This is a genomic window from Verrucomicrobiales bacterium (assembly GCA_016793885.1).
Lineage (GTDB): Bacteria > Verrucomicrobiota > Verrucomicrobiia > Limisphaerales > UBA11320 > UBA11320.
Map to the genome: position 1 here is coordinate 1 of JAEUHE010000116.1, position 14,919 is coordinate 14,919.

Below are 14,919 nucleotides of genomic sequence, written 5' to 3' on the forward strand. Positions count from 1 at the left end.
AAGCGCAACCCGCGATGGGGTTGTGAGAAAACAACGACTAACCCAGGGTAGGCGCTCCTGCGTCGCGCCAACCCTGGGCTTTGAGGCGGAATCCCTTTGGGATTCTAACATTTGGTCGAAGAACTTGTGGGTAATGCTCAGGTCCTGCCACCGCAGTCCATAAGGAGAGGCTCCTGAGTCTGGTTTCACTCCCCCGCGGCTTTGCGGCGCCGCCTCGCTGCGTTTATCCTAAAAACGGCAGTTGAAATAACCGCAGAGAACGCAAAGAGGGGCAATTTCCTGTTGAGGGCAGGTCGGGAGATGCCTGACCTTTGGAGTGAGCGTCCGCCGGTTGGGGTTCTTTCTCCAACCTGTTTTCTCTGCGTTCTTTGTGGTTTCTTCCAACTGCTTTTTCCAGGTTTATTTCACCAAGAGCGAGTAGGTTGAGCCCCGCAGTCCCCGATCAAAACTTCAGGACCTGAGTGGCTCGCTGAGCCGCGTCCAGGGTCCCACTGGGAAACACACCCAGATACAGCATGCCGGCCACGCAGGCATAGAGGGCAAATTGGAGAGGTTTCGTGAGGGTGAGCGCAGTTGAACTACCCGGAGATCCCGACCAATAGATCGCCCGGATGACGCCGAAGTAGTAGTAGATCGAAATGACCACACCAACGATGGTAACCCCGATCAACCAGTAGTAGTGGGGTCCCTGCTCCAAGACCGACTTCAAGAGCAGGAATTTGCCAAAGAATCCGGCCAGGGGCGGGATGCCCGCGAGGGAGACCATGGACAGAGTCAGCGCGGCGGCCAGCAGCGGTGAACGCTGGTGGAGGCCGGCCAGGGCGCTGATGTCTTCCCCGTCGACGTGCCTCATGACGATCGAGATCACCGTGAACGCGGCGAGAACCGTAAACAAATAGCCGGTCAGGTAAAACAGCACAGCCGTGGAACCCGCACGGCTCAGCGCAGCGATCCCGAGCAGGAGATAGCCGGCGTTGGAGATGCTCGAATAGCCCAGCAGCCGCTTGAGGTTCCGCTGGGGGATCGCGCAGAGATTCCCGTAGAGGATGGTGATCGCCGCGATTCCCATGAGGAGGTTGGCCCAGGAGGCGATCAACTCATGCGGCAACGCGCCAAACAGAAACCGGAGTAAGAGCACAAATCCGGCGGCCTTGGACCCCACGGCCAGGAATGCCGTGGCCGGGGCGGGCGAGCCTTGATAGACATCGGGCGCCCAGAGATGCATTGGAAAGGCAGCGATTTTGAAAGCCAGGCCTGAAATCACCAAGATCACTCCGGCCAGAAACAGATTCTGATGTATCAACCCGGTGGCCTTCTGCGCCAACTCACCGAACTTCATGGTGCCGGACGTTCCGAAAACCAGCGCGATGCCGTAAACCATCAGACCAGAGGACAAAGCCCCCAGAATGAGATACTTGATGCCAGCCTCCAGCGAAGCGACCTTGTTTCGCAGAAAGCTGGTCAACACGTAAAACGTCACCGTGATCAGCTCGATCGAGACGAAGAGCATGGTGAAGTCGTTGGCCGAGGCGGCAAACATCATTCCCGCAAGAGCGAAGAGGGTCAGGCTGTAAAACTCCCCGATGCCGGCCTTGATGCGATCCGCGAAATCGACCGTCATCAGCAGCACGACCAAAGCAGCGCCCAGGAAAAAGCGCTTGAAGAACATGGCCAGCGTGTCCAGCACGTAGGCATTTTGAAAGGCATACTTCGGCTCCGAAACGTCCATCTTGAAGCTCCAGAGCAGGATCAGCGCGACAGCCGTCGCAGCACCGTATCCCAGGAGATGCTTTCGTTTCGGGCAGGTCCAAAGGTCGAGCAGCAGAAACAGGAGGCCGCTGCCGAGGACTGCAAGCTCGAGGCTAATGAGAGAGGCATTCATGTCAGAGAAAGCATCAAGGGATCTGGGCCACTCCGCCGGAGGCGGGGGCGGAGGTCGGCATGCCGCTGGTGGCATGTTGGAGAATCTTCTCCGCAGCTGGTTTGATTTGATCGATCAGCAGACCGGGCTTCACCCCGAACACCAGCAGGGCGGCAATGAGCAGCGCCAAGGGCCACCGCTGGGCAGCCGTGGCGTCCGGCAACGTAGCCCAGCGCTCGGGCAAAGGTCCGTGGAGCATGCTCCGGATGGCGCGCAGCATATAGACGCCACCGATGATCAAGGCACCCCAAGCCGCAGCCACGACAATCCACTGTCCGGCCACCGGGCTCTTCCAAGCCCCGAACAACACCATCAACTCGCCCGCGAAGTTAGCGAATCCAGGCACGCCGCAACCGGCAAAGAGGGCGATCACAAACGCAGTTCCGATAAACGGCAACCGACGCAGCAGGCCCCCGAACTTATCCATGTCCAACGTGCCGGTCTGGGCGTAGAGATAGCCGCTCAGTCCGTAGGACAGAGCCGCCAGCAACCCGTGAGCGACCATGACCACCACCGCGCCGGTCACACCCACCAAGGTCAGACTCGCCAATCCGAGAAAACAGAAGCCCATGTGCGCCACGCTGGAATTCCCGATCAACATATTCAGATCCCGCTGCTTCATGGCGACCCAGCCGCAATAGAGCAAATTGCCCAGGCAGAGGAAGGTCAACACCGGCAGCCATTTCTGCGCCCCTAAGGGCAGCATGGGCATCGCAACCTTCAGCAAACCGTAGAGGCCGAACTTCTTGAGCACGCCCGCGTGGAGCATGGCATTGCCGGTCGGGGCCGACCCGTAGCCCAGCGGCGCCCAGCTGTGAAACGGCCAGAGCGACACCAGAATGCCGAACCCGAAGAGGAGCAGCGCGAAAATGAGGCTTTGATCGGCCGCTGGGAGGGCGTTCTTCTGAAAGTGGGCGGTCATGGCCGCGATATCAAAGGTGCGAACTTCCGCCGGCATCTTCGCGTAGAGCAAAATCAAACCGGCCAAGGCGATCAAGGCGCCCACGGTCAGATACATCGTGATCTGAAAGGTTGCGTAGTTGCGCTGCCCACCACGGCCCCAAACGCCAATCATGATAAACGTCGGGACCAAGGCCAGCTCATGAAAAAAGTAAAACCAGAACAGATCCTGCGAGGCGAAGGCCCCGAGAATGCCGCCGATCATCACCAACAGCAGGGCGTAATATTCTTTCTCCAGCGTCTTGATGTCCCAGCTGACAGCTGTGGCGGCAAAGGCCACCAAAGTACCCATGAGAAGAAGTCCGATGTTCAGACCATCCACCCCCACATTGAAACGCAGGCCCATCGACGGCACCCAATCCACAATGTGCTGAAACTGCATGCCGCCATTCGGATCGAACCGTAGAAAGAGCATCAGGCCGATGAGCAACGTCACGGCCGTGGCAGCCACGGCGATGAGTCGCGGCAGGGAGGATCCGGGGGTACGCGGCGTCAGCAGCACCAGCACCGCGGCGATCAAAGGAATCAGGATGAGGGCAGTGAGCATGGCTTAGTGGGAAAGAGCGACGTAGATGACAACCACCAGACCGGCAACCAGGAAGAAGGCGTAGGTCTGCAGGTTGCCGCTTTGGGAGAGACGCAACACCCGGCCGCACAGCTCCACCGAGCCGTGAAGGCCGCGGACACATAATCCGGACACAATCCAGCGATCAAACGCATCCGCCAGCGAGGCGATGGCGTCGTGAGTCACCTTAATGAGAAACTGATAGATCTCGTCGAAATAGAACCGATCGCGCATCCAGCGCGTCACCCAGCCGAGCGCGCCGGGCAGCGGATCGCTCTTGGCACCGGAATAGGCCGCCCAAGCGATGCTGAAGCCGATCATCGTCGCAAACAGGCCAAAGAACGCCGCCGCTGGAGAATGTCCGAAGGGATCCACCAGGGCTTCGGCGAACGAAAGGGAATGAGCGGCATGCTCTCCTGCGGGGAAGGCCTGGCCGATATAACGGTCGAGTCCCAGCACTCCGCCAAAGATCGCCAGGACCGCCAAGATGCGCAGCGGCCAGATCATCACGGGGGGAGACTCATGTGCGTGGGCGGCATGCTCATCGCGCGGCTCGCCGACAAAGGCCACGAAGAACAGCCGAAACATGTAGAACGTCGTCAAGGCCGCCACCCCGATGGCCAGGATAAACAGGGCCGTGTTGTGCTCAAAGGCCAGAGCCAGAATCGCGTCCTTGCTGTAAAACCCGCTGAGCGGAGGAACACCGCAGAGCGCCAGGGTTCCGATCAGGAAGGTCCAGAAGGTCACCGGCATGGACTTCCGCAGCCCGCCCATCCTCCAGATGTCCTGCTCATGATGACAAGCGTGGATCACGGATCCGGCACCGAGGAACAGCAAGGCCTTGAAGAAGGCGTGGGTCGTGAGATGGAACATGGCCGGCGTCGGGCTGGAATGCTCCGAAAGCCCGACCGCCATGACCATGTAGCCCAACTGCGAAAGGGTGGAATAGGCCAAGATCCGCTTGATGTCATTCTGCTGGACTGCCATCAGCGCCGCCATCAGCGCGGTGATTCCCCCAATCCAAGCCACCACATCCAGGGCGCTCCAACCGTGGAGGAAAGACAAGGCCGCCGGCCAGGCCTCGGGCACCTGGAAAAGAAATAACGTGCGGCACAGCATGTAGACGCCGGCCGCCACCATGGTGGCGGCATGAATGAGGGCGCTGACCGGCGTCGGACCTTCCATCGCGTCCGGCAACCACACATGGAGGGGAAACTGGGCGCTCTTGCCCATGGCGCCACAAAAGAGAAGCAAGCCGGCCAAGGAGGCCATCGCACCCAGCTGGGCGGGATGCGCGGCCAAGGTGGTCTTGAGCTGGCCGAAATCCACCGAGCCCAAGGCCGCCCAGACCATCAGAATTCCGAGAATGAAGCCGAAGTCACCGATGCGATTGGTCAGGAAGGCCTTCTTGCAGGCATCGGCCGCCGAGGGCTTCTCATGCCAGAACCCGATGAGCAGATAGCTGGACACCCCCACCAATTCCCAAAACACGAACATCATCACCAGGTTGCTGGCCAGCACGATCCCCAACATCGAGAACGTGAACAGGCTGAGGCTGGCGAAGTAGCGCGCCAAACTGCGGTCCTCGCTCATGTAGGCGTAGGAATAGATGTGGATCAGGCTCCCCACCCCCGTCACGACCAGGAGCATCACCTTGCTCAGCGGATCTAAGACCAGCGCGAAATCCACCGAGAGATTTCCGACCTGCATCCAGCTGAAGGCGGGGGAGACCACCGAGATCACATCGGTCGTGCCGAGACAGGCGAGCACGCTAAGCACGAAGGACAACACCACCGCGGCGATGGAAATCTGCGCGCTCAGCTTCCCGGCTCGGAGAGTAAAGAGGGTGATGCCAACTGCCGACAGCAGCGGCAGCAGCAAAATGAGCCAGGGGATTTGGGGGATCAGTTCAGCCATACGAGTCGATTAGAGCTTGAGCGAGGCCAGGTCCTCGACATGGGCCGAAGCCCGCTTGCGGTACAGCGCGACGATCAGCGCCAACCCCACCGCCACCTCAGCGGCGGCCACCGTAATGATAAAGAAGACCATGATCTGGCCGCCCACGTGATCATTCAGGTTGTCCTTGAACCGCGAGAACGACACCAGCGCCAGGTTGGCGGCGTTGAGCATCAGCTCCAGCGACATATAGATAATCAGCACATTGCGGCGCATGATCGCGCCGAGCAGGCCCAAACAAAACAGCAGGGCGCTCACCACCAAATAATGCTCGAGTCCAGGTTGCAACATAGTCAGATGGGCTATTTCAGCTCCTTCTTGCTCAACAAAATCACTCCCACCATCGCCACCAGCAGCAAGATGGAGACGACCTCAAACGGCAACAGGTAATTGGTAAACAACTCCGTGCCCAGCAGGCGGGTTTCCCCTTCCAGAGTCGGGGTCAATTCGTTGCCGACGTTGGACGTCCAGATCGTGCGAACCAACAGCGCACCCAAACCGCCCACCGCCACCGCACCGGTCACCACTCCAAACAACTTCAGGCGACGGCGCTCTTCGGCTTTCACATCGAGCAGCATGATTACAAACAGGAACAGCACCATGACGGCACCCGCATAGACCAGGATCTGCACTGCCGCGAGAAAGAAGGCGTGCAGCAGCACGAACAGTCCGGCCAGGCAGAGAATCGTCAGCACCAAGAACATGGCGCTCGTCACCGGGTTGCGGCTAAACGGGTTGGCCACGACCATGCAGCCGCAGATCACCGCCAGCAGCGCGAAGACATAAAAAAGTAGGTCCGTCATGCGATTCCTTAGTTCTCCAAAGCCTTAAAGCGGCTTGAACGCCTCCTGCTGCTGAGCTTCCTTCTGCTTTTGTTTCCACTTCATGATGGGGTCGTTGTGCACCCCGCCCAACGACAGGAGCTTGGCTTTGTTGTAAACCATCTCTTTCCGGCTGGTTCCGGTGAGCGAGTAATCGCTCATGAGAAAAATGGCCTCCTCCGGGCAAACCTCCTGGCAGAATCCGCAGAAGATGCAGCGGAGCATGTTGATCTCGAACTCCTGTGGAGTCTTTTCAACGTTGCCGACAGCCGCGTTGGGCTTCGGTCCCGGGGGCGTGATCTTGATGGCCTTCGGCGGGCAAACGAACTCGCACAACTGGCAGGAGACGCACTTCGTGCGACCCTCCTGATCCTTCACCAGGTAGGGAGCGCCGCGATAGCCGGTGGGCACTACCCACTTCTGTTCCGGGTACTCCATGGTCACCACCTTGCCGCGGAACAAGGTGTTGAAGAAGTGACGGAAGGTCACCTTCAGTCCGCTCCACAAGGTGGGCAGATACAGGCGCTCGAGCCAGGATAAGTCGCTGCGTTTGACGATCATAAGGGGCGTCTCATTTCACGGTTAAGAACAGCACCACCGCCGTGATCACGATGTTCAACAGCGCCAGGGGAATAAACCGTCGCCAGCCGAGGTCCATCAGCTGGTCATACCGGAACCGGGGAAGCATCCACCGGACCCAGATGAAAATGGCCATGAGCACTAGAATCTTGGCCAGGAAGATGACGATGTGCGCAATGCCATACCAGATGGGCGCATCGGCTTGGGGGATCTCATTCAGTCCGAAGAGCGGCAAGGTCCATCCGCCAAAGAACAAGGTGACCATCATCGCCGACCCGGCGATCATCGCGGCATATTCGCCCATGAAGAACAGCGCGAACTTCATCGAGCTGTACTCGGTGTGATACCCGCCCACCAGCTCGGTCTCAGACTCCGGAAGATCGAAAGGCAGCCGGTTGGTTTCCGCAAAGGCCGCCACCAGAAAGATAGCGAAGGCGATGGGCTGCTTGAAGATCAGCCAGCTGCTGAACCCGGCCGACTGGTACTCGATCACCTTGCTGAGATTCAGATCCCCCACCAGCATGAAGACCGGGATCACGCTCATGCCCATGGCGATCTCATAGGAAATCATCTGGGCGCTCGAACGAATACCGCCCAGAAACGGATACTTCGAGTTCGCCGCGTAGCCCGCGAGCACGATTCCATACACTCCCAAAGACACAATGCCGAAGGTGTAGAGAATCCCTACATTCAGATCGGCCAGCACCATCTTTTCCGTTCCCAGAAACGAGCCGAAGGGAATCACCGCCATGGTCATGAACGCCGGGACCAGCGCAATCGCCGGCGCCAGCCAGAAGTAGACCTTGCGCACATGGGCGGGTGTGAAGTCCTCCTTCAGAAAGGACTTAAGACCATCGGCCAGCGGCTGCCACAGACCCAACCGGGTGAGAAACGGGCCGAGAATGGGGATGCCGCCCAGCAGGGGAAGCGCCACCCGGTTCGGTCCCACGCGATCCTGAATGAACGCCGAAATCTTCCGCTCTGCGAGAACGGAATACGCGATCATGGGCATCAGAATGCCCAGCACGCCGGCGATCTTCGCCAGAGTGAAGACCCACTCGCGATTGTTGTGAATCAGGTCGTTTAGGTAGTTTATCATGCGGCGATTAGATGGTCACGTTGACCCCGAGATCTCCCAACTTGCCCCACTCCAAACCGGCGAAGGCGGGAATCTCTTTGGCCATCTGATTGAACAAGCCCTCGATGCTGGAAAATCCATTCTCCCCCGTGACCTCATGGGTGAGTTCATGGAGGAACTCCCACTCCGGTCGTGCATCGCCCGGAGCCTCAACCGCCTTCATGAAGCGCTGCAGCCGTCCTTTGACATTCACGAAGGTGCCGCGCTTCTCCGCCGGCGCGCAGCCTGGCAGGAGAAAGTGGGCGCGACGGGTGGTCTCGTTCGGCAGGATATCGCTGACCACCAGAGTCTGGAGTTTGCCGAGCAAGTCGGCCTCAATGCCACACCGAGTCACATCTTCCCCGAACACAATCAGGGTCTGGATCTTCCCGCTGCGAATGCCCTCGGCAATCCTTGGAATCTGGATGCCCATCTCGGTGAACGCGATGCCGGTCAGCCTCGTTCCAGCGCTGTTCGGGTTCTTGTCGGCGCTGACCAAAATCTTGTCCTCCTCGCCCTCGCGCGCCACCGCGTCCGTGATGGCGCCCAGCTTGGTGCCGAGCTTCTTCAGCAGATACAGCTCCTCGTTGGTTTGACGAGCCGAGGCAACAATGGCCGCCGACCCCGGAGGAACGGCCTTCAGCACCGTGATCAGCTCGCTCATGACGGCCTTCCAGGTGCGAGCGCCCGTCCGCGAGCTTCGGACCTCGATCAGGCGGTCTTCCCGGCCAACCCATTTGTAATTCAAGCGGCCGGCATCACACATCCAGCACGAATTCACGGCATCGTTCTGCCGCGGCTCAAACCGCTGAATCTTCTCTTCCCGCGACCCGATGATGATGTTGCATCCCGTTCCGCAGCTGGTGCAGATGGATTTGGTTTCCTTCAGAAACCACACCCGCATCTTGAAACGAAAGTCCTTCGACGTGAGGGCTCCCACCGGACACAAGTCCACCGTATTCAGCGTGTAATTGTTGTCGAACACCCGACCAGGAAAGGAGGAAATGCTGTTGTAACTGCCGCGGTTCACAATGCCGAGCGCGTCGTCGCCGGCGATGTCCTTGCTAAAGCGGATACAACGGGTGCAGAGGACGCAGCGCTCGTCATCCAGCATGATCCGGGGGCCTAGATCCACCGCCTTGGGCTTATGGACCTTGGTCTCAACGAACTGGCTCGCCGCCTTGCCGTGCTCAACCGAATACTCCTGGAGCTTGCATTCCCCCGCCTGGTCGCAGATGGGGCAGTCCAGCGGGTGGTTGATCAGCAGCGATTCCAGCACGCCCTCGCGCATCTGCTTGGTCGCAGGTGAAGAAGGGTAAATCTCCATGCCCGGGGAGATGGGCGTCGCGCAGGCGATCGCGCCGCGCGGGGTTGACGGCTCGTAAGGCAGAACCGAGCGCGCGATCTTCGGGGTGCCGTCCTCATTAAGCACGGGCTTGCGATCCGGACCCATCATCGGGGTGCCAAACTCCACCAAGCACATGCGGCAGTTCCCCGCCACGGGCAGCTTGGGATGGTAGCAATAGTGCGGGACCTCCTGGCCGGCGATCGCACACGCCTGCAGCATGGTCGTGGGTTGCAGCTTGCCCTGCCAGTCAGGCATCATCTTGGGCACATCCACATCGCGCCCGTCCACCTTAATGCGGATGGTTTCCACCGCAGGCGGCGCGGGCTTGCTCTCAGTATTTGTTGCGGTCGACATGATGGAAAATCATTCAGCGTTCGGGCTGGCGGCGACTTTGCTACCCTGAGCTCCGGAGGCAGCAGGCGTGGCGTGGCGGGCCTCATCGGCCGCCCCCTTGGCCTCGAAGTCCGCCTTGAATTTTTTCACGAAGCTCAGCACCGGCCAGGCACAGGCCTCGCCAAAGGCACAGATGGTTCGCCCTTGGATATTCTGCGCGATGTTGAGCAGGTAATCGGCATCCTGCTTCCGACCGTGACCATGGGTTAAACGGTGCAAAGCCTTGCTCATCCAGAGCGACCCCTCGCGGCACGGAGTGCACTGACCGCAGCTTTCGTGAGCGTAAAACTCCGACAGGTTGGCCAGCACCTCCACGATGTCCGTAGAGTCATCCATGACGATGATTGCTCCAGAACCCGACATCGAGCCGGCCTGCTGCAGCGAGTCGAAATCATAGGGCAAATCAAGCAGGTCGACGTCCACCGCCGTCATCTGACCGTCGGCCCCCTTGCGCTTGAGTTTGAACTTCTCACCCGCCTTGAAAACCTTGGAGGACGAGCCCCCGGGAATGATCGCCTTGAGCTGCCGGCCGTCTCGGAGACCTTGGCCGAAGTTTTCGTGGAAAATCAACTCACCCAGCGTGGCTTTGCCGACCTCGACCTCATAGTAACCGGGGCGCTTCACCTGCCCGCTGAGGCTGACGATGCGCGTGCCGGTATTGTTGGGAGTGCCGAGTTTCGCATACTCCGCGCTGCCCATCGAAACAATATGCCGAACCGCCGCCAGTGTCTCAACATTGTTGACGATTGTGGGGCTCATGTAGAGGCCCAGCACCGCAGGGAAATACGGGGGCTTGATCCGCGGATAGGCGCGCTTGCCTTCCAGCGATTCAATCAGCCCGGTTTCCTCGCCACAAATATAGGCACCCGCGCCGCGATGCACGTGGATCTCCAGATCGTAGCCGGTTCCCAAAATGTTCTTACCCAGGAAGCCCTTAGCCCGCGCCTCCCTCAAGGCCTGGTTCAACAGCCGAGCGCCTTCAGGCATTTCGCCGCGGATGTAAATATAGGCCAGCTTCACGTCGTTCGCGAAGCACGAGATGATCATCCCTTCGATCAGTTGATGCGGATCTTTATGAATGATCTGACGATCCTTGAACGTCCCCGGCTCCGACTCGTCTGCGTTGCAGATCAGGTAGATCGGCTTGCCGCTGCGGCGGTCGACGAAGGACCACTTCAAGCCGCACGAGAACCCGGCACCCCCGCGTCCACGGAGCCCGGACTTAAGCACCTCATCGCGGATCTGCTCCTGCGCGGTCATCTTCTTGCCGTCGGGCAAGTCCTTGACCGGAAGCGCCAGCGCTTTGCGAAGGGCCTCGTATCCGCCGTGGCGGAGGTAGCAGTCCATGTCGGGCGTGTAGCCCGACTGATCGGCCTGCTTCAGAATTAATCGATATTCTTGCGGCATACTGCGGCTTGACTCTCGGTTCAAAAACTTTAGCTTCTACCCCAGCTACTGCCCGATGGTGTAACGGTAGCACAGCAGACTCTGAATCTGCTTGTCATGGTTCAAATCCATGTCGGGCAGCCAACTCTTCTTCTCAGTCCCTACTTCGGTGATCGTCGCCACGCTGAGTTTCCCCAAACCTTGCCCACTCCCGGATCCGTTCGAGGCTGGGCCCACCGTGCAGGATGATGCGTGGCGTTTGGTTCTCATGAGCATTGAGCCACGATGGAGTCAGCCTTTTCGGTGGTCACGCCTTCGTAGAACTGCTCGTTGCACATCATCACCGGCGCGGTCCCGCAGCTGGCGAGACATTCGACGAACTCCACTGAAAACTTGCCGTCGGCCGTGGTCTGCAGCCCATGCTTTTTTGGATCGAGCCCGAACTTGGTGCAAAAATGATGATACAGCTGGTGCGAGCCCCCCAGCGCACAGCTCAAGGTGCGACAGACCTTCAGCTGATGTTTTCCTGCCGGCTCCTGACGGAACATCGGATAGAATGTCACCAACTCCCAAACGTTGATCGGCTGCAGACCGAGCTTCTGGGCGGTCCACTCGACCGCGTCCTTGGAGATGAATCCGAAGTGCTCCTGCAACGCGTGCAGGAACATCAGGGAGGCGCTCCGCTTCTGCGGATAGTGCGTGATGAGCTCGTCCAGCTCGGCTTCCAATGCAGGTGGGACGGAAAAAGTCATAGAAATTAGCGGTCGCACTCTCCCATCACGAAGTCGAAGGAGCCCAGGATGGTCACCACATCACTCATCATATGCCCCGGGAGCAAATGAGGCAGGATGCTCAAGTTGACGAACGATGGAGCGCGGATTTTGAGCCGATGCGGCGTGCCTCCCCCTCGACTGTTGATGTAGAAGCCCAGCTCCCCCTTCGGGTTCTCAGCCCCAAAATACACTTCCCCGGGAGGCGCATTGACACCCTGAGTGACCAGGATGAACTGATGGATCAGCTCCTCCATGCTCGTCAGAACCTTGCTCTTCGGAGGAAGGACCGTCTTGCCATCCGGAATGTTGACGGGCTCGCGGTCCGTGTTGTCAGCGCCTCCGGGAATCCGATCCAAGCATTGGCGGATGATTCGCACGCTCTGGCGCATTTCCTCCATGCGCACCAGATACCGGTCATGGGAATCGCCCACCGAACCGATCGGGACATCAAACTCCAGCTCGCGATAGCAAAGATATGGGTTCGCTTTCCGAACGTCATAATCCACCCCGCTCCCACGCAAATTCGGACCGCTAAGCCCGTAATCAATGGCGTCCTCGGCCGAAATCACGCCCACATCGCGAGTTCGATCGACAAAAATCTTATTCCGGGTCAGCAGCTTTTCCGACTCATCGATGTTCACCAAAACCTCATGGCAGAACTGACGGCAGGCGCCGTGCCACCCTGCCGGCAGATCGCGAGCGACTCCACCGATCCGGGTGTAGCTGGTGGTGAATCGCGCTCCCGTGAGCGACTCGCACAGATTGTAGATCTTTTCCCGCTCCGTAAAGGTGTGGAGGAACACGGTGAGCGCACCGACATCCATCGCAAACGCTCCCAAGCCCAGCAGATGAGCCGAGATGCGAGCCAGCTCGCAGCAGATCACCCGAATGTGCTGGCAGCGAAGCGGCAGTTGGCTGTCGATGCCCATGAGCTTCTCCACCGCCAACGCGTAGGCCACGTTGTTGGCCAAAGGGGCCAAGTAATCCAGTCGATCCGTGTACGGGATAAACTGGGTGTAGGTCATGTTCTCCGCGATCTTCTCATCACCACGATGCAGGTATCCGACATCTGGCGTCGCCTTGGTGATGATCTCCCCATCCAGCTCCAGCAAAATCCGGAGCACGCCATGGGTGGAGGGATGCGAGGGCCCCATGTTCAAGACCATGGTCTCGCCAGGAAGCTCATCGATCTCGTCACCAGTGGCGGAGGAAGCCGAATGCACCGCCGACGCTTGCGCCGCTCGGGCGGCAGCGTCCTTAATCTCGATTTCTTGCAGAGTGGCCATGCGGGTTAAAGAGGATCAGGATTCCGGATTTCGAACCCGAGGCTCGCGAGCCAAGGTATCCTTGCCTCCAGCAACAGTGACAAAGGGGCCTCCTTCGAGAGGCGCAGGTTTGGTAAATGCGACCTCTGGCAACTCGGTGGGCTTCCCCGCCAGCGGAAAATCCTTTCTCAGCGGGAAGTAAGGGTAGCCATCCCACATAAGGATCCGTCGCAGATCAGGATGGCCACGGAACCGAATGCCCATCATGTCGTAAATTTCGCGCTCATGCCAGTCCGCGGTACGCCAGACCTTACTGACGGTGGGCAGCTCGGAGAGCTCCTCGCTTACCGATGTCTTGAGACGGAGATGAGTCTTCTCGGTCAAGTGATACAGCTCGTAGACCAAGGCCCAGCGAGGATCCTCGCCATAATTGTCCACGCCTGACAGGTCGGTTAAAAACAGATAGCCCAGATCCCGCTTGGCAAACTCGCACACCTCCACGATCCGCTCCGCATCCAACACCTGGAGGGTCACCTCACCCCGAAACTGGATTGGGGCGCTCAGCAAACCCGGGAAACGGGCTGCCAGTCTTTCAGCATGAGCGAGAGCGGACATGATCAGAATTCTTGGAGATGAAACCAGTGAATGTTCCCAGGCTCAGACGGAGGAAGCCGCGCGCACAGCTTCGACACTAACTTTGGCTTGAAGCTTCATGAAACCGTCCAGCAGAGCCTCCGGACGAGGCGGACACCCTGCGACGTAGACATCCACCGGAATGATGTTGTCCACCCCCTGCAGCACCGCGTAACTGCGATACATCCCCCCGGTCGATGCGCAGGCACCCATGGCAATCACCCATTTCGGTTCGGGCATTTGCTCATAGATCCGGCGCACGGCCAGGGCCATTTTGTACGTCACCGTTCCCGCCACAATCATCACGTCCGATTGACGCGGCGAGAAACGCATCACCTCGGCGCCAAATCGAGAAATGTCGAAGCGGCTCGCCCCTGCCGCCATTAACTCAATGGCGCAGCACGCAAGCCCCATCGGCATGGGCCAAAGGGAGTTCTTACGGAACCAATTGATCGCCGCATCGAGCCGTGTCACGATGACCTCACCCTCGACCTTTGAATTGTATCCAAACTCTGTGTTCGTCGACATAAGCAGAACCAATGCAGAAACCGCCGGCCCGCAAGCTAAATACCCCAATAAAACGAGGCAAGAATGAATTTGTGATTTATTTCACAAACTCGGAGGAATTACCGTGCCGGGGGCCTCTTCATGAGTCAGCCCTCCCCGTTTGAGGACCTAGGGCCGATCAGGGCTCGAGTGGAAATCAGAACTATAAACCTTGTCGGACCGCTTCGCGGTCAACTTTCGCCCTAGCTCATCTCGTCACGGCAGTAGGGCGAGACTCTGTTCGAGCCCACTCCTGCCCCAGGCTCAGGGAAACAAGGGGGCAACTCCGCGAGGGCCGACAGGTGATCATCACCATCCCGGCTCTTGTCCCAGGCACCCATCGCGCGCTTCGGTGCCCGGAGCTGTGCAGCCTCACGCGAAGGAACCAGGTTCTATGGACTGCGGAGGCAGGTCGCCGCTTTTCAAGCACGTGTCGAAGTGGCTGCTGGTGTGCCCATTGCAAATGACTGCTTGGGAGGGGGCTAACCGGGGGCGAAGGAAAAGCGGTGTCGTGCCCTAAGCATTACCCACAAGTTCGGAGGGCTTCCTCCCTATCCCAACGGGATTGCGCCTCAAAGCCCAGGGTTGGGAGGAACGAGCTACCCTGGGGAAAACGCCATAGAATCCACAACCCCATCGTGGGTTGCGAACCCTGT

Annotated in this window: 13 protein-coding genes and 1 tRNA gene; 1 reads left to right on the plus strand and 13 read right to left on the minus strand. The window is 59.1% G+C overall.

The window, feature by feature from the left end:
* Nucleotides 1–442: 442 nt before the first annotated feature.
* From JNN07_12925 to nuoF, 9 genes are read right to left on the minus strand one after another with little or no spacing between them, the layout of a single operon-like run.
* The gene (locus tag JNN07_12925; GenBank protein ID MBL9168640.1) at nucleotides 443–1,882 is read right to left on the minus strand and encodes an NADH-quinone oxidoreductase subunit N; all 1,440 of its coding nucleotides are present in this window, start codon (nucleotides 1,880–1,882) and stop codon (nucleotides 443–445) included.
* 13 nt (nucleotides 1,883–1,895) lie between these two features.
* Complete coding sequence (locus tag JNN07_12930) at nucleotides 1,896–3,428, minus strand: NADH-quinone oxidoreductase subunit M (GenBank protein MBL9168641.1); 1,533 nt, start codon at nucleotides 3,426–3,428, stop codon at nucleotides 1,896–1,898.
* A 3-nt stretch (nucleotides 3,429–3,431) separates the two neighbouring features.
* A complete protein-coding gene (gene nuoL, locus JNN07_12935; protein ID MBL9168642.1) occupies nucleotides 3,432–5,363 on the minus strand; it encodes an NADH-quinone oxidoreductase subunit L in 1,932 nt (643 codons plus the stop codon).
* Nucleotides 5,364–5,372: 9 nt separating this feature from the next.
* Complete coding sequence (gene nuoK / locus JNN07_12940) at nucleotides 5,373–5,693, minus strand: NADH-quinone oxidoreductase subunit NuoK (GenBank protein ID MBL9168643.1); 321 nt, start codon at nucleotides 5,691–5,693, stop codon at nucleotides 5,373–5,375.
* 11 nt (nucleotides 5,694–5,704) lie between these two features.
* On the minus strand, nucleotides 5,705–6,205 hold the full coding sequence (locus JNN07_12945) for an NADH-quinone oxidoreductase subunit J (GenBank protein ID MBL9168644.1): 501 nt from the start codon (nucleotides 6,203–6,205) through the stop codon (nucleotides 5,705–5,707).
* A 24-nt stretch (nucleotides 6,206–6,229) separates the two neighbouring features.
* Entirely contained in the window at nucleotides 6,230–6,784 is a 555-nt protein-coding gene (locus JNN07_12950) for an NADH-quinone oxidoreductase subunit I (GenBank protein MBL9168645.1), read from the minus strand.
* A 10-nt stretch (nucleotides 6,785–6,794) separates the two neighbouring features.
* The gene (gene nuoH, locus JNN07_12955) at nucleotides 6,795–7,901 is read right to left on the minus strand and encodes an NADH-quinone oxidoreductase subunit NuoH (protein ID MBL9168646.1); all 1,107 of its coding nucleotides are present in this window, start codon (nucleotides 7,899–7,901) and stop codon (nucleotides 6,795–6,797) included.
* A 7-nt stretch (nucleotides 7,902–7,908) separates the two neighbouring features.
* Nucleotides 7,909–9,621, minus strand: coding sequence for a molybdopterin-dependent oxidoreductase (locus tag JNN07_12960; GenBank protein ID MBL9168647.1), 1,713 nt, complete (start codon nucleotides 9,619–9,621; stop codon nucleotides 7,909–7,911).
* A gap of 9 nt (nucleotides 9,622–9,630) precedes the next feature.
* Nucleotides 9,631–11,067 carry an NADH-quinone oxidoreductase subunit NuoF gene (gene nuoF / locus JNN07_12965; protein MBL9168648.1) on the minus strand — a complete coding sequence of 479 codons (1,437 nt, stop codon included), beginning with the start codon at nucleotides 11,065–11,067 and terminating at the stop codon, nucleotides 9,631–9,633.
* 49 nt (nucleotides 11,068–11,116) lie between these two features.
* On the opposite strand from nuoF, the gene JNN07_12970 reads away from it, so the two are divergent.
* Nucleotides 11,117–11,190 (plus strand) — tRNA-Gln (locus JNN07_12970).
* A gap of 122 nt (nucleotides 11,191–11,312) precedes the next feature.
* Here the strand turns inward: JNN07_12970 and JNN07_12975 are convergent.
* Genes JNN07_12975 through nuoB form a run of 4 tightly spaced genes read right to left on the minus strand, consistent with a single transcriptional unit; the run spans nucleotide 11,313 to nucleotide 14,245 of the window.
* Nucleotides 11,313–11,798: an NAD(P)H-dependent oxidoreductase subunit E gene (locus JNN07_12975; protein ID MBL9168649.1), complete on the minus strand. Its 486-nt coding sequence runs from the start codon at nucleotides 11,796–11,798 to the stop codon at nucleotides 11,313–11,315.
* Between the two features lie 5 nt (nucleotides 11,799–11,803).
* A complete protein-coding gene (gene nuoD, locus JNN07_12980; protein ID MBL9168650.1) occupies nucleotides 11,804–13,105 on the minus strand; it encodes an NADH dehydrogenase (quinone) subunit D in 1,302 nt (433 codons plus the stop codon).
* A 15-nt stretch (nucleotides 13,106–13,120) separates the two neighbouring features.
* Complete coding sequence (locus JNN07_12985) at nucleotides 13,121–13,699, minus strand: NADH-quinone oxidoreductase subunit C (GenBank protein ID MBL9168651.1); 579 nt, start codon at nucleotides 13,697–13,699, stop codon at nucleotides 13,121–13,123.
* Between the two features lie 42 nt (nucleotides 13,700–13,741).
* Complete coding sequence (gene nuoB / locus JNN07_12990) at nucleotides 13,742–14,245, minus strand: NADH-quinone oxidoreductase subunit NuoB (protein MBL9168652.1); 504 nt, start codon at nucleotides 14,243–14,245, stop codon at nucleotides 13,742–13,744.
* Nucleotides 14,246–14,919: the final 674 nt, after the last annotated feature.